Source organism: Roseibium sp. (assembly GCF_048261595.1).
GTDB lineage: Bacteria > Pseudomonadota > Alphaproteobacteria > Rhizobiales > Stappiaceae > Roseibium.
Window position 1 is genome coordinate 952,876 of record NZ_JBLXFW010000001.1, and the last position, 15,304, is coordinate 968,179.

The 15,304-nt window shown below is 60.4% G+C and carries 13 protein-coding genes; 7 read left to right on the top strand and 6 right to left on the bottom strand.

Annotation, left to right across the window (positions count from 1 at the left end):
* Positions 1–326 precede the first annotated feature (326 nt).
* Positions 327–2,492 (bottom strand): methylmalonyl-CoA mutase, encoded by a 2,166-nt coding sequence (gene scpA, locus ACN0SY_RS04290; RefSeq protein WP_417684764.1) that lies wholly within the window; start codon positions 2,490–2,492, stop codon positions 327–329.
* Positions 2,489–4,471 (bottom strand): methylmalonyl-CoA mutase subunit beta, encoded by a 1,983-nt coding sequence (locus tag ACN0SY_RS04295; protein ID WP_417684766.1) that lies wholly within the window; start codon positions 4,469–4,471, stop codon positions 2,489–2,491. The genes scpA and ACN0SY_RS04295 overlap by 4 nt, the downstream gene beginning before the upstream one ends.
* A gap of 572 nt (positions 4,472–5,043) precedes the next feature.
* Between ACN0SY_RS04295 and ACN0SY_RS04300 the strand changes: the two genes are divergently transcribed.
* Positions 5,044–5,745, top strand: coding sequence for a LuxR C-terminal-related transcriptional regulator (locus tag ACN0SY_RS04300; RefSeq protein ID WP_417684768.1), 702 nt, complete (start codon positions 5,044–5,046; stop codon positions 5,743–5,745).
* A gap of 511 nt (positions 5,746–6,256) precedes the next feature.
* Here ACN0SY_RS04300 and ACN0SY_RS04305 read toward each other — a convergent pair.
* Together ACN0SY_RS04305 and ACN0SY_RS04310 are read right to left on the bottom strand one after the other, a co-directional pair.
* Positions 6,257–6,664, bottom strand: a complete 408-nt coding sequence (locus ACN0SY_RS04305) for a DUF4332 domain-containing protein (protein ID WP_417684770.1) — start codon at positions 6,662–6,664, stop codon at positions 6,257–6,259.
* A gap of 45 nt (positions 6,665–6,709) precedes the next feature.
* Positions 6,710–7,099, bottom strand: a complete 390-nt coding sequence (locus ACN0SY_RS04310; RefSeq protein ID WP_417684772.1) for a DUF2267 domain-containing protein — start codon at positions 7,097–7,099, stop codon at positions 6,710–6,712.
* A 160-nt stretch (positions 7,100–7,259) separates the two neighbouring features.
* On the opposite strand from ACN0SY_RS04310, the gene ACN0SY_RS04315 reads away from it, so the two are divergent.
* The 3 genes from ACN0SY_RS04315 (at position 7,260) to ACN0SY_RS04325 (ending at position 11,096) form a co-directional block, all read left to right on the top strand.
* Positions 7,260–8,819 (top strand): helicase HerA-like domain-containing protein, encoded by a 1,560-nt coding sequence (locus tag ACN0SY_RS04315; protein ID WP_417684773.1) that lies wholly within the window; start codon positions 7,260–7,262, stop codon positions 8,817–8,819.
* 203 nt (positions 8,820–9,022) lie between these two features.
* Entirely contained in the window at positions 9,023–10,411 is a 1,389-nt protein-coding gene (locus tag ACN0SY_RS04320) for a dipeptidase (protein WP_417684775.1), read from the top strand.
* A 103-nt stretch (positions 10,412–10,514) separates the two neighbouring features.
* Complete coding sequence (locus tag ACN0SY_RS04325; protein ID WP_417684777.1) at positions 10,515–11,096, top strand: TIGR00730 family Rossman fold protein; 582 nt, start codon at positions 10,515–10,517, stop codon at positions 11,094–11,096.
* A gap of 40 nt (positions 11,097–11,136) precedes the next feature.
* Here the strand turns inward: ACN0SY_RS04325 and ACN0SY_RS04330 are convergent, their stop codons facing one another.
* Positions 11,137–11,751: an EF-hand domain-containing protein gene (locus ACN0SY_RS04330; protein WP_417684779.1), complete on the bottom strand. Its 615-nt coding sequence runs from the start codon at positions 11,749–11,751 to the stop codon at positions 11,137–11,139.
* A 306-nt stretch (positions 11,752–12,057) separates the two neighbouring features.
* On the opposite strand from ACN0SY_RS04330, the gene ACN0SY_RS04335 reads away from it, so the two are divergent.
* The 3 genes from ACN0SY_RS04335 to ACN0SY_RS04345 all read left to right on the top strand — a co-directional run bounded on the left by ACN0SY_RS04335 (position 12,058) and on the right by ACN0SY_RS04345 (position 14,462).
* Positions 12,058–12,645: a DUF1131 family protein gene (locus ACN0SY_RS04335; protein ID WP_417684780.1), complete on the top strand. Its 588-nt coding sequence runs from the start codon at positions 12,058–12,060 to the stop codon at positions 12,643–12,645.
* Between the two features lie 129 nt (positions 12,646–12,774).
* Positions 12,775–13,773: a methylmalonyl Co-A mutase-associated GTPase MeaB gene (gene meaB, locus ACN0SY_RS04340; RefSeq protein ID WP_417684782.1), complete on the top strand. Its 999-nt coding sequence runs from the start codon at positions 12,775–12,777 to the stop codon at positions 13,771–13,773.
* Positions 13,774–13,982: 209 nt separating this feature from the next.
* Positions 13,983–14,462: a YHS domain-containing (seleno)protein gene (locus ACN0SY_RS04345; protein ID WP_417684783.1), complete on the top strand. Its 480-nt coding sequence runs from the start codon at positions 13,983–13,985 to the stop codon at positions 14,460–14,462.
* An 85-nt stretch (positions 14,463–14,547) separates the two neighbouring features.
* Here the strand turns inward: ACN0SY_RS04345 and ACN0SY_RS04350 are convergent, their stop codons facing one another.
* On the bottom strand, positions 14,548–15,132 hold the full coding sequence (locus ACN0SY_RS04350; protein WP_417684785.1) for a TetR/AcrR family transcriptional regulator: 585 nt from the start codon (positions 15,130–15,132) through the stop codon (positions 14,548–14,550).
* Positions 15,133–15,304: the final 172 nt, after the last annotated feature.

A 15,304-nucleotide genomic window follows, 5' to 3' on the forward strand; every position in this document is an offset into this window, starting at 1 on the left:
GGGGCAAAAATCATTTCAGTTTTGTCGATGCGGTCAGTTTTCTGACCGCATCTTTTTTATAAACTTTCGCCGCGAATCACGCAGCGTCCGCCTGGCTCGACGCAGGACCTACGACGCCATCTGCGACATTTTAGGTCGAGCAAATCGCGGCGGGCACTGCCCTTCCCTCGCATAGCCGACCTCGATCAACGCATGCATCGTTGCCATTGCCTCGCGATGACCCGTCACGACCGTGGAACCGGTCTGACTTGCGGGTAGAAATTCTCGCCAACCACCCGACCTAAACAAAGAACCCGGGACCATCGGCGCCGGGTTCTCTTTTCAGACTATTCTGCTGCCTGTGGCGCCTCATACCCCAGCGCCGCATTCAGCTTGGCGATGAGGTCGACAGCGGCTTCCGCAATGACCGTTCCGGGCGGGAAGATTGCCGCAGCGCCGGAGGCATATAGCTCGTCATAGTCCTGCGGCGGCACGACACCACCGACGACGATCATGATATCCGCCCGGCCTTCATCCGCCAGCGCCTTCTTGAGGGCGGGGACAAGCGTCAGATGGCCAGCGGCCAATGACGACACGCCGACGACGTGGACGTCGTTCTCTACCGCCTGGCGTGCCGCTTCTTCGGGTGTCTGGAACAGCGGACCGATGTCGACATCGAAACCAAGGTCGGCGAAGGCGGAGGCAATAACCTTCTGGCCGCGGTCGTGACCGTCCTGGCCCATTTTCGCAACGAGGATACGTGGCCGGCGGCCGTCGTTCTCCTCGAACGCCTCGACCAGTTTCTGAACCTTCTCGATGGATTCGGACATGGCTCCGGCCTCCCGCTTGTAGACGCCGGAAATGGACTTGATCTCTGCCTTGTGTCGGCCGAAGACCTTTTCCATCGCCAGCGAGATCTCACCCACAGTCGCCTTGGCGCGTGCCGCCTTGACCGACAGGTCCAGAAGGTTGCCATCGCCCGTCTCGGCGCATTTGGTCAAAGCGTCGAGAGCTGCCTGGGTTTCGGTCTCGTTGCGTTCGGCTTTCAAACGCTCCAGCTTGGCCAGCTGCTGCGCCCGAACCTCGGCATTGTCCACCTTCAGAACCTCGATCGGCTCTTCATGGCTGGGCTTGAACTTGTTGACGCCGACCACCGTCTGAGCGCCACTGTCGATACGGGCCTGGGTCTTGGCAGCCGCTTCCTCGATGCGAAGCTTCGGAATGCCCTTCTCGATGGCCTTGGCCATGCCGCCGAGCTCTTCCACTTCGCGGATATGGGCCATGGCCTTTTCCGCCAGATCGTTGGTCAGTTTCTCGACATAGAAGGACCCGCCCCAGATATCGATCGGCGCGGTGGTGCCACTCTCCTGCTGCAGAAACAGCTGGGTGTTGCGGGCAATGCGTGCGGAGAAGTCCGTTGGCAAGGCCAGGGCCTCGTCCAGTGCGTTGGTATGCAGCGACTGGGTATGCCCCTGTGTTGCCGCCATGGCCTCCACGCAGGTGCGCACCACGTTGTTGAAGACGTCCTGTGCGGTCAGCGACCATCCGGAAGTCTGCGAGTGGGTGCGCAGCGACAGGGATTTAGGGTTCTTCGGCTGAAAGTTTTCCTGCATCAGCGTCGCCCAGATCAGGCGCGCTGCACGCAGCTTGGCGACTTCCATGAAGAAGTTCATCCCGATAGCCCAGAAGAACGACAGGCGCGGTGCAAACTTGTCGATATCCATGCCTGCGGCCACACCGGCGCGGGCATACTCGATGCCATCGGCAATGGTGTAGGCCAGCTCCAGATCCGCCGTCGCGCCAGCTTCCTGCATGTGGTAGCCGGAGATCGAGATGGAGTTGAAGCGCGGCATGTTCTGGGATGTGTACGAGAAGATATCGGAGATGATCTTCATCGATGACTTGGGCGGGTAGATATAGGTATTGCGGACCATGAACTCCTTCAGAATGTCATTCTGAATGGTGCCCGACAGATCCGCCTGAGCCACGCCCTGTTCTTCCGCCGCCACGATGTAAAGCGCCAGAACGGGCAGAACCGCACCGTTCATGGTCATGGAGACGCTCATCTTGTCCAGCGGGATGCCGGAGAAGAGCGTGCGCATGTCATAGATCGAGTCGATCGCCACGCCCGCCATGCCCACATCGCCGGACACGCGCGGATGATCGCTGTCGTAGCCGCGGTGAGTTGCAAGGTCGAAAGCGACCGATAGCCCCTTCTGCCCGGCCGCCAGGTTGCGACGGTAAAAGGCGTTTGATTCTTCGGCCGTCGAGAAACCCGCATACTGGCGAACGGTCCAGGGCTGCTGGACGTACATGGTCGGGTATGGGCCGCGCAGGAATGGCGGCAGGCCCGGCCAGGTGTCGAGATGCTTCAGATCCGCGATGTCAGCGGCACCGAAGACACCGGGCACCTCTATGCCTTCCGGCGTCATCCAGGGCACGTCGGCACTGGCCTCGGCCTTCGGCATCACGTCCTTGAACGGAACCTTTGCGAAATTCGGGATGCGCGTCATACCGAGACCCCCTCAACCGTTCCAACCCCGGTGCGTGAGTGCGCCTCGCGCAGAAGGTCCAGCAGGTTGCAGCCTGCATATATAAATGTGTCGACACCCGCCTCGCGCAGCGCCGCCTCCTTGTCACCCGGCTTGCCGGCCAGATAAAGATGGTCGGCACCCACTTCCTTGAGGGACCGTGCTGCAGCTTCCGCCTGCTCGGCATAGATCGCATCGGACGAAACAAGACAGGCAGAACGGGCGCCGGAGGCCTTGAATGCCTCGACCAGCGCAGTCAGGTCGGCGACCGCCTCGCCGCCAAGGCTGGAAATGCCGCCGGCAGCAAAGGCGTTGGATGTCCATGTTGCCCTTGCCGTGAATTGGGACAAGCTGCCGAGGCAGGCAAGGAAAATGCCTGGCATGCCACCCACGGCCGTATTGGCCGCTTCGCGAAGCGCCTCGTAGGGCTCCGCGAGACGACTGCAATGCAGCGGCGTCACCACGAGTGCGGGTTCGCTTGCCATGGCGTGCGGCAGCAGGCGGGCAATGTCCTCCCCCTCGGTGAAAGCCTTCTTGAACGCATTGAAACGCTCACCTTCACCCGGAGCACATACTTCCAATGCTTCTCGCAGGCTCTCGATATCGTCCGACGATCGTGAAAGTGTCGCGACCGTCTTTTCGGTGAGCGAAGGAAATTCGCTGACGCCGGTGATCGGGCGCTTGCGCGTTGCGATGTCCTTTTCCCTTGCCGATTGGGTGGCCCGGATGCGCGCTTGAATGGAGCCGGCCTCCAGCGACTTCAAAATGCCGCCGTCAGCTTCCATTTCCTGCAGCAGGGCCCAGGCCTGCTCGGTCATCTGGTCCGTACGCGCTTCAATTGCGCCCGAACCTGCCGACGGGTCGGCAACCATATGCAGACGGCTTTCCTCGACAAGGATCGACTGGGTATTGCGGGCAAGGCGGCGAGCAAATCCGTCGGGCAGACCGATCGAGCCGGTGTGCGGCAGCACCGTCAGGCTATCGGCGCCGCCAACACCGGCGGCGAAGGTGGCAACCGTGTTCCGCAGCAGATTCACCCAAGGATCCACATTCGTCAGCATCCGGAAGGAGGTCTGCATGTGGACCGGCAACGGCGTCTGTTCCAGGCCGCAGGCATCCAGGATGGCGGCCCAGATACGCCGGGCGGCGCGAACCTTTGCGATCGTTCCGACCTGATCGGCTTCGGCGACCAGTGTCACACCCAGATGACGTGTCCAGACGTCCGCGGGCAGGTTGCTGTCGGCCAGCACTCTCAGGATTTCCAGAGCGGAGGCCATGACACAGGCAAGCTCTTCTGACTGCCCGGCGCCTCCCTGGTGCCAGATCCGGCCGTCCCCCGAGAAGAAGCATGAGCGAATACCGCTGTTCTCCAGGGCCCAGATACCGTCGACCCCACGCTTCCACCAGGTGTCAATCGGCACGTTGAAACGGCCGCGGAATGCAAGCGTGGCGACCGGGTCCGCTCCAAGTGCCACGTCAACGCTGGAGGGATCGACCCCCTTTTTTTCAATCAACGCGACAAGCATTGCCAGAAAGGCCGGCCCTGCGTACGCCCCATCTACCCGAATCTTGACCAGGTCCAGAAAGACGCCATCGAGAAGAGCTTCCATGTCTGCCAGCGTCTCGATCTTGAGACCCTGGCCTTCCTGGGCCACATGAGATGTCCCGAAGACGAGGTCGAGCCCCCCTGCTCCGCCGTTCAGGTCTTCCAGAATCTGCTGGTTCGCCTCGCGAGGGTCGGGCACATCGATCCGCTGGAAAATGGTCCAGGGAGCCTGCGCCGCACGAGCCTTTTGCGCAAGAACATCGGGGCGTCCAGGATAAAGTGGCGCGACGGGCAGACCCTCCTCGGTCTTGCGCGTCAGTCGCTCGATCGGAGCGCCCTTCAGCGCCTTTTCTACTGCTGCGTTCCAGTCAGCTTCGCTATTGGACAAAAAGTCCCGCGGTACATTTAGAGTCATATAGACCTCCCGATGGCACGTATTTAGTCCCTTGGACAAAGGCAAGGCAACTCAGCAGATCGGGTAAGAGGGGGGCAATTGAACGCACAGGTTGGTGCGCTTCAATCTCATAGGCGCGAAGAGGTGGATGGTTTGCTCCGATTGCTTCGGACCCGCCGGCGATTTTGCATGAAACCCGCGCTTGCCAGGATCCCGCCCTTGGAATCAGGCCCTGAACCGGCGACGCAATCAGGGCGCGAACACCGCTCGATCATGCCCCGAAGGCAGCGTGAATATTCCCAATGGTATCTTTTGGAAGATTTTGTCCAGTTTATGGCGCCTGATGCCAACTTTCAGGCATAAAAAGAATAGAGCCGGATAATCTTCTAATGTAACTTATACATATTGCCGCATGGGAAACTGACGATGACAGTCAGCACATTCTCGAAATCGGCATTGTAACTTGAGGAGAGGAGGCAAGTTTAATTCAATTTAAAATCCCATCTGCGAGACGGCGTTAACAAGTCATTAAACACAGACGAAGCCTGATCGCCCAATAAGCAATCAAAGATTGCAGATAATGGATGTGCACTATGCTAGATCAAGTTGAACTGAAGAACAAACTGCGCGCAATTGCAGAAGCCAATGCCTCGCACCACGTGCTGGACATTTTGGAATCCAACCTGCGCCGCATGGGCGCGACCCACGTCCTCGTGACCGGGCTCCCCATGCCGAACCGTCCGATCGACAGTCTCGTCCATCGCTTCCGCTGGCCCGACCAGCGCAATGACGGCATCGAAAGCGCCTCCCTCTCCGCAAACGACAGCGCCCTGATGCTGGGTCTTGCCTCCAACCGGGCAAAGGTCTGGACCATCACTGCTGGCGACATGGAGCATTCCGATCTGCTCGCTGCAGCAGGCGAAGGCAGCGAGATCCTGATAGTTCCGGTCACCGAGCTGCATCCCTTCCAGGCATTCGTCTTCGCTGCCGGTCCGTCCATTCAGGCGACCAAGTGGGAACTGAGCGCCCTTGAAGTTCTGTCCGCGGCTGCCTTCTCCCGCCTGCGGGATCTCGGCATCGTATCCGGTCAGCGCCCTGGCGCCCTGTCGACCCGCGAACGTCGCGTTCTTGAACTGACGGCCTTCGGAAAGACGGCAGGCGAGATTGCAGACCTGCTCGATATTTCCCAGCGGACCGTTCATGCACACTTGCAGAACGCAAGCGTGAAGCTCAATGCCTCCAACAAGACCCATACTGTGGTCGAGGCACTGCGCTACGGCCAGATCCGGGTCTGATCCGCGTTAGAAACGGATCGAAAACGCCCTTTCCCAAGGGCGGCACCACGGAAGACTGAACGAACGCCAGATTCGCAAGGACTTCCGATTGGGGGGAAACGATATGCGCCGACGGTTTCGTCGGCGTCAAAAGCCGGGGCCGATCCGGCGAGTTTTCGCGTCCCCATTTGAAGACTTTGGGAGCGCGCCCGGAACACCCCCTCGTTCCGCGGCCGCTTTTCTTCTGGCAGGTTCCATCTCTTCATTTTCCGAGATCTTTATTGGACCGAGAGGTCGGCTGGGCGTGACGTCAGTCAACGAGCGGCCTATCCGTTCACGCAATTTCGCAATTTCCCGCGTGCCGTCAGCCCAGCCAAGTCCAAGTCCTGCGCAGGATGACGGTCCTGCACCGACACAGTAATCTAGTCCCCTCGCGACTTGGCAACGCCAAGCCAAAGAAAAAGCGAGGCCCGAGGACCCCGCTTTGTCATAAGATCTTGCCCGCCGGTAAATCGGCGAGAGTTGCTACTCGTCAGTAGCTCATCATGGGTGGCAGTTCCTTGGCCTGGTCGACCCACTTGGTGACCTGGCTTTCGCTCGGAACCTGACGCACGAGCTTCTTTTCCTCGTTCACTTCAGCCATCTTGGCCGCAAGATTGGCGGCATTGCGATGCTTGAGTTCCTTGACCGTATCGACGCCGGCAGCTTCCAGAAGCTCGGAATATTCCTCGCCGACGCCGCTGATGCGCATAAGGTCGGCCATGTTGGCCCACTTCAGGATGCGGCTTGCGTCAATTCCGGTTTCCTCGGCAAGAGCCTTGCGTCCCTTCGGGTCCTTCGCACGCTCCAGGTAGGCTTCGGTCGTCTTGATGCCGGCAGCGCCAAGCTTTTCGGTGTACGCCGGCCCGATACCTTCAATTTCACTGATCGAATACGCCATGTTCGATGCAACTCCCTAGATTTCCCATAAATCCATTAGGGACAATCAGACGATCTGGCTCAATCCCGGAATTCTGGAAATCACATCGTCCACTACGTCATCCCCTGCTTTTTCTTTAGCATATCCAACAAGCTGACGAACAACACCTTGCACCTGGCCCATTTCGAGCCCGGCCGAGGTCAGTTCGTTCAATGCTGCCATGGCTCCCATGCCGGGAATCATGCCGCCGAGCCCACCCAGGAAACCGCCTTTTCCGGTCTGCGCCTGACGTTCTGCAACGAGTTCCTCTGCACCTGGAAGCGCGTCAAAGATCATGCGCATCTGGTCAGCAGGAGCATCCTTGTTCAGAAAATTGAGGATGATGCCGATCGCCTGGCGGGCAACATCCTCTCCGATACCCGTTGCCGACGCGATACGATTGACAAGCTCGTTCATGAACCACTCCGAATTTCTCACTGGCCGTTGCACCAAGCTTCGACCAAAAATATTACAGGGGCTATACACCTATGGGGGAATTGCGTCGACGGTGACTTGACGTAATGGGAAGCGTCTTGCTTCATCCCGAATTCGAACAAGGACGGGGGCCGGGAAGACATTGGCGAAAACGGACAGCATCTACATCGGCGGCAGCGGCAAAGACGAAACCCTGCTTCTCAAGCTCGCCAACAGGCACGGGCTGATCACCGGTGCCACGGGCACAGGCAAGACAGTGTCCCTGCAGATCCTGGCCGAAGGCTTCTCAAGCGCAGGCGTTCCGGTTTTCTGCGCCGACATCAAGGGCGACCTGTCGGGCATTGCCAAGGCAGGCGTCGAGAAGGACTTCCTCGAAAAACGCGCCAGGGACATCGGGTTTTCGGACAAATACAGTTACGATGCCTTTCCCACGGTATTCTGGGACCTTTACGGCGAACAGGGCCATCCGGTGCGCACGACCATTTCGGAAGTCGGCCCACTTCTTCTGGCGCGGCTGCTTGAACTGAACGACACGCAGGAAGGCGTCCTCAACATCCTGTTCGAACTGGCGGACGACGAAGGCCTCCTGCTGTTGGACCTGAAAGACCTGCGCGCCATGCTGGCCCACGTTTCGGACCGGGCACAGGAGCTTTCCCGCCTTTATGGCAACGTTTCCAAGACGTCCATCGGCGCGATTCAGCGCCGCCTTCTGGTTCTGGAGCGGCAGGGCGGCGACAATCTCTTCGGCGAACCGGCGCTCGACATTCGCGACTTCATGCGCACCACCCAGGACGGTCGCGGCATGATCAACGTGCTCGCCGCCGACAAGCTGATGAACTCGCCAAAGCTTTATGCGGTCTTCCTGCTTTGGCTCCTGTCCGAGTTGTTCGAAGAACTGCCGGAAGTCGGGGACCCGGAAAAGCCCAAGCTCGTGTTCTTCTTCGATGAAGCCCATCTGCTCTTCAACGATGCCCCGAAGGCGCTCGTTGAAAAGGTCGAACAGGTTGTCCGGCTGATCCGTTCCAAGGGCGTCGGCGTCTATTTCGTTACCCAGAACCCGATGGATGTGCCGGAAACGATCCTCGCGCAGCTCGGCAACCGGGTGCAGCACGCACTGCGCGCTTTCACGCCCCGAGACCAGAAAGCGGTTCGGGCGGCGGCCCAAACCTTCCGCCCAAACCCGGACCTCGATACCGAGCGGGTAATCACCGAGCTCGGGGTCGGCGAGGCGCTGGTCTCGACCCTCGAAGGCAAAGGCATCCCGTCCATCGTTCAGCGCACACTGGTGCGCCCGCCCTCGTCCCGCCTTGGCCCGGTGACAGAGGCAGAGCGGCGCGAGCTGATCCAGGCCAGCCCGATCTTCGGCGTCTATGACCGAACTCGCGACCGTCATTCGGCTTGTGAGATGCTGGCCGAACGCGCGGAAAGGGAGCTGCGCAAGGAGGAGCGCCAGCGGGAGGAAGAGGAGCGCCACGCAGAGCAATATGGCGAGCCGCGCCGCACGCGTTCAGGGTTCCAGCTGCCCGATTTCGGCCGTGACGATCGACCGAGACGCGAAAGCCGGAAGACGACCACGAAACGGCGGCAGTCACGCGACACTGTCCTGGAAGCCGGCATGAAATCCGCGGCGCGAAGCCTTGGCTCCTCGCTCGGACGAGCGTTGGTACGCGGACTTCTCGGGTCGCTCAAGCGCGGATTCTAGGCCGTACGGCCCTCTACGGCATCGACTTCCGGCCGGGCGCAGGCGCATCCTGTGTCCGGCCCATCCATGTCCTCCACCGGCGTGCGTTTGGCGCATAGCTTATTGCCCGATTTGCATTTGCACACGGGCGACGGATATGGACAATGACCGCATCTAGCGGGCGGCCAGCCCGAATCCCGAATTTCCAACCTCAAGGATGAGCGATGAGCACCATCGAGAAGGTTCTCTCCCGGATCGACACCGATCTGGACAACAGCCTGTCACGTCTGTTCGACCTGTTGAAGATCAAGAGCATTTCAACCGATCCGGCCTTCAAGGCAGACTGCCAGACCGCCGCGGAGTGGCTGGCAAAGGAACTGACCTCCATCGGCATCGAAGCGTCGGTTCGCGCGACCGCAGGGCATCCGATGGTTGTCGGTCATCGCAAGTCCGGCAAGCCCGGTCCGCACGTGCTGTTCTATGGCCACTATGACGTCCAGCCGGTCGACCCGCTGGATCTTTGGGACACCGACCCGTTCGAGCCGCGTATCGCGACCCGTGCGGACGGCACCAAGATGATCGTTGCCCGCGGCTCCGCGGACGACAAGGGCCAGTTGATGACCTTCGTCGAAGCAGCGCGCGCCTTCATCGCCGAGACCGGCGACCTTCCCGTCGACGTCACGGTGCTGTTCGAGGGTGAGGAAGAATCCGGCTCGCCGTCCCTGCATCCTTTCCTGGAAGCCAACAGGGACGAACTCTCCTGTGACCTCGCGCTCGTCTGCGACACCGGCATGTGGGATGCCGAAACGCCGGCCATCTCCGTGATGCTGCGCGGCATGGTCGGTGACGAGATCGTCGTCAAGGCCGCCGACCGGGATCTGCATTCGGGCAGCTATGGCGGTGCAGCTCAGAACCCTAACCACATCGTCGCCAGCATCATCGCCGGGCTTCACGACGAAAACGGCAGGATCACCCTGCCCGGCTTCTATGACGGCGTTGTCGACATGCCGGAAGAGATCACCGCGATGTGGGACAAGCTGGGCTTCTCCGCGGAGGAATTCCTCGGTGAGATCGGCCTGAAATACATGCGCGGCGAGAAGGGCCGCCAGGCGCTCGAACACATCTGGACGCGTCCGACGGCGGAAGTGAACGGCATGTGGGGTGGCTACCAGGGTGCCGGTTCCAAGACAGTCATCCCGGCCGAGGCACATGCCAAGTTCACTTTCCGCCTCGTCGGCGATCAGGACCCGGACAAGATTCGCGAGGCCTTCCGTGCCTATGTTCGCTCCAAGATTCCGGCCGACTGTACCGTCGACTTCATCGCCAAGGACGGCAGCCCGGCGCTGCGTCTCGACTTCGACATGCCGGCTCTGGAAAAAGGCAAGGCTGCGCTCAAGGCCGAGTGGGGCAAGGATGCTGCGCTCATCGGCATGGGCGGCTCGATCCCGATCGTCGGCGACTTCAAGCGCATGCTCGGCATGGATTCCATGCTGATCGGCTTCGGTCTGGACGACGACCAGATCCATTCACCGAACGAGAAGTACAATCTGACCAGCTTCCACAAGGGCATCCGCTCCTGGGCGCGCGTTCTCGACGAGCTGGCCAAGGACTGAGCAGCAAGCGCATCAGCAAACGACCACTGCCGGGCAGCTCTGACTTGAAAGAGCCGCCGGGCAAATTTCTCATCAGCCACCGGCGTCTTAAAGGACCTTTGGAATGAAATCCGTCTGCGTTTTCTGCGGCTCCAGTTTCGGGACATCGCCCATCTATGCCGATGCGGCGCGCGAAACCGGCCACGCCATCGCCAGCCAGGGTCTCACGCTCGTCTATGGCGGCGCAAAGGTTGGACTGATGGGAACGGTGGCAGATGCGGCCCTGGAAGCGGGCGGCAAGGTCATCGGAGTGCTTCCGACCTCGCTGCAGGAGAAAGAGCTCGCACATGAAGGGCTGAGCGAACTTTACGTCGTCGGGTCAATGCACGAGCGCAAGGCGCTGATGGCCGAAAAATCAGACGCCTTCCTGACGCTTCCCGGCGGGGCGGGAACGATGGAAGAACTGTTCGAAGTCTGGACCTGGGGCCAGCTTGGCCTCCATAGAAAGCCCTGCGGCTTTCTCAATACAGGCGGCTTCTACGATCAGCTCCTGACGTTCCTGGACTTCCAGACCAATGAAGGCTTCATGAAGCCTGTCATGAGGGCGATGGTCCAATCCGCGGCAACACCGGCCGAGCTGCTCGACCTTTTCCGCGCATATCAGCCACCATCGACGCCGAAGTGGATCAAGAAGGAAGAGTCCTGAAATAGAGTCTTCTTCCCATCAGGCGCGTTGACCAGACAGGTCAGTTCCAATTGCGGGACCGGTGTTCCCACGGGCTGACCTGACCATCACCGTTGGTATCGGCCGCCTCATGGTGCGCTTTCGCCCCGGCCAGGAACTCTTCCTTTGAGACCTTGCCGTCGCCATCCTCGTCTATGGCCGCGAACCGGTCGGACTTTTCCTTTTGACGTGCTTCCTGACGCGCCTGGTTCCAGCCATCGCCAGGACCCATGCGGACATACAGGTACTCGTCCAGCGTCAACGCGCCATCATCGTCATAATCCATGGCCGAGAACACGTCGTCGGCGGCGGAGGCCGCTTCCTCGGCGCTGACCATGCCGTCCTCGTTGGCGTCGATCATGGCAAACCGGCCACGGCCGGGAATACCGGCCATCGGACCGCGGGCATGCCATGGCATCATCATGCCGGACCACATGCCATACCCTGGGCCCATCATGCCGTAACCAGGCCCCATCATTCCGTAGCCCGGGGACATCATGCCGTAGCCAGGGCCATAGCCGCGCGGTTGCGCCTGTACCGGGCCATTGCCGGTGCCGCTTTCCTGTGCCTGACCAGTTACGGCCCCAGCCAGGAAGATGATTGCCGTGCCAAAGGCGATGCGTTTGCCGATACCCATCTTCCGCTCCCGAATATGAAGTGACTGCCAACTAAGTGCCCGGCATTCCCTATCCGCGCCATGATCCCGATCAATCGCCGGACTGAAGCTGCCTGACCGAACGGATGCGACGCCATCAGCGGGTCTGAAGGCGCCGAGCAACAGGGCGACGGCAAGCGCAAGAATGCAAAAGACTGTAGCCGCTGCGGAAGGCCCAAGATCCTGTCGACAAACTCGGCCACTGCTTTGCACGTGTTGGAAGCAACTGGTAAGAGCGAGCCCTGTTAACACTGACAGTCCGTTTTCGCTCCCGGAGTTTTCCGTTTCATGCGTTCTTCAATTTCCGGTCTCGTTTGCGCGCTTGCACTTGTCCTTGGCGCCTGTTCTCCGACAGTCGATTATGAAGGTCCCGTCCAGATCGCCCGGACCTCGACGGTCACGCTGGTCGAAATCACCAACAGCGGCGTTGGGGGTGTTACCCCGGAAACGTCCTATGGTGCCAAGTCGATCGAAGCCGCACTCCCGGGCTTCAGCACCGAGAGCATCCAGACCGCGGAAGAGACGACGACCGAGTGGGCACTGGGAGCCTTCAACTCGGACGGTTTTCAGGTTCTCCAGATTTTCAAGGGCGGCAACGGCAAGGTCCGGGCAGTGCACGGCGTGACGCATCACCTGCAGGGCCCCAACGGCGAACGCATTGGCAACACCTTCTACGAGGTCGGCCTCAGCCGGAATGAATGCCGTGTCGGCCGCAACCTCTGGCGCGGAATGGCCATCTGCAAGGCGAAGAATGCGCCGAATGTGGAACTGGTCTTCGCAATACCGCAGTTCCAGGGCCCGTTCGACGAACTGGCGCCGGACATCGCCCTTCAGGACGCGACGCTGCAGCGGATCGTGTGGACGGCCCGCGGCTAAGAGCAGCCTCCGCTCCCTGCCTGGCTTTGGCAGGGTTCTGCTGTTCGAAATGACGGCTGGCAAGTCTAGCCTTCGCCTCAGACAAAGTTCCACCGTGACGGGGGCTGATTCCTTCGCTAAGCCTTGGGCATGACGCAGACAGTTTCCCGACGCCCCCTCGACCCTATTGCCCTTGCGGATGGTATTCGCTCAGGCAACCGCGCCAGCCTTGCTCGTGCGATCACCCTGGTTGAATCGCGAAAGGCGGACCATCGCGCCATCGCACGCCAGCTGGTCCAGGACCTACTGCCGCTCACCGGCAAAGCGCTGAGAGTCGGCATCACGGGGGTTCCAGGTGTCGGAAAGTCGACAACGATCGACCAGTTGGGCTCCAACCTGACCGCTCAGGGCCACAAGGTTGCCGTCCTCGCGGTTGACCCGTCCTCGACCCGGACCGGGGGATCAATTCTGGGCGACAAGACGCGCATGGCGCAGCTTGCCGTCGACTCCAACGCCTTCATTCGCCCCTCACCGTCCGCGGGCACACTTGGCGGGGTCGCTGCAAAGACCCGCGAGACAATGCTCCTGTGCGAGGCGGCCGGGTTCGACGTGATCCTGGTGGAGACCGTCGGCATCGGTCAGTCGGAAACCACGGTCGCCGACATGGTGGATTTCTTTCTCGTGCTCATGCTCCCCGGCGCTGGTGACGAACTGCAAGGCATCAAGAAGGGCGTTCTCGAAATCGCCGACATGATCGCGGTCAACAAGGCGGATGGAGAAGGCGCATTGCGGGCCAGGGCGGCCGCGTCCGACTATCGCGCCGCGCTTCACATCCTGGCGCCGCGTTCCCTGACGTGGAGTCCGCCGGTCGTGACAATTTCCGGGCTCGCCAACGAAGGCCTGCAGGAGATGTGGGCCCAGGTGGAATTGCACCGCGACAAGATGAGCGCAACGGGAGAGTTTCAGAAGCGGCGCGCAGATCAGCAGGTCGCCTGGATGTGGGACCTGTTGCAGCAGCGGATGATGGAGGCCCTGACCGGCAACGCATCAACAGCGGGCAGACTGAAGCAGCTGGAGGCGCAAGTTCGCAACGGCGACACCGCCGTTTCCGTCGCCGTCGAGGAAATCGCGTCGATTATTGGCGTCTGATCCGTCTTTTTTCTTCAACGATTTCAATGCAGTTAACGCCATTCAAGGCGAACTCACTCCAACGTTACCATCAAGTTATTTGTACCGATCTGTTCACCAACCTAGATGAGCACTGCAGGGAAATGCAGCGTGCCCCGGATCCGGCCGGCCGGCGCACCTTCAGCTACCGGCGCAACTTTGTGCAACTTCAGGAATTGAGGACAAATCACATGATCCGTAGCAACTTCATCCGCAATGGACTGGCCGCAATCGCAGTGGCTGCAACGCTCACCACCTCCGCTCTGGCAGCAGGCGTCGACGTCAACGCAACGACCACCGGTCTTGCCCTTCGCGGTTTCGATCCGGTCACCTACTTCAACGGCGGCGCACCGAAGGCCGGCGACTTCACCATCACCGCAGAGTACAAGGGCGCGACCTACCGCTTTACCTCTGAAGCCAACCGCGATGCGTTCAAGGCCGATCCGGCAAAATACGCTCCGCAGTATGGCGGCTACTGCGCAATGGGCACGGCCATGGGCCTGAAGCTGGACGGTGACCCGCATGTCTACAAGATCGTTGACGGCAAGCTCTACCTGAACCTGAGCAAGCAGATTGCCCAGCGCTGGAATGACGACGTTCCGGGCAACATCAAGACTGCCGACACCACCTGGACCAAGATCGAGCACACCGCTCCGGAAGATCTGGACTAAGCGGACTCCAGTCTCCTCTCGGGAGGAAGGCGGGCGCGGCATGTCCACGTCCGTCTCCTTTCGTTTAAGCGAGGGTCCGCTCCGGCTACTTGCCGCTTATCACGCTCCGGATCTGGTTCACGCAGTCATCAGACATGTCCTTCGACAGTCCGGCACGCCCCAAAACCCTAAGCCCGATATAGCTCGACAGGACCCCGCGAGCCGTCCTTTGCGTCCAGTCCGCGTCACGCGAGGGGTCGCTTTCCGCCAACGCCCCGCGAAACGCGGTTTCCAATCGCAGCACCATGCGCTGGAGCTTTTCCTCGGCAGCTGGATCCTCGACTGCCCGATCGACAAGCGCATTGCACAGAAAGCATCCCGTTCTGTCGCCATTGGAAGCGGCAGCCTTCGCGACGTTCTCAAACAGGGCGACGATCCGATCACACCCGGAACCAAGAGACGGATCGGCGAGCCGCTGGACCGTCGGCGTGATTGCGTTCTTGTCGTAGAGATCAAGTGCCTGCAGGTAGACCGAATTCTTGTCTGCGAACGCCTTGTAGAACGATCCCTTCGTGATCTTCATGGCCTTCAGAAGCTCGGCCAGAGACGCTTCCTCATAGCCCTTGCTCCAGAACAGCCGCATCGCTCCGGTCATCGCCTCGTCCAGGTCAAATTCGCGCGGTCGCGCCATCTTCCAAGAACCTCCGCTTCAACCTGCGGCCTATCACAAGGCCCTCACTCGAATGTGTTTTGTACCGATTGGTTCCTAATTTTATACTCCCAATGTCGCCGATGCAACCGCAGGGCTCCGCCCATTTAGGAACCAATCGGTTCCACGCCCTTATGCCTCCACAGCCTTGCAT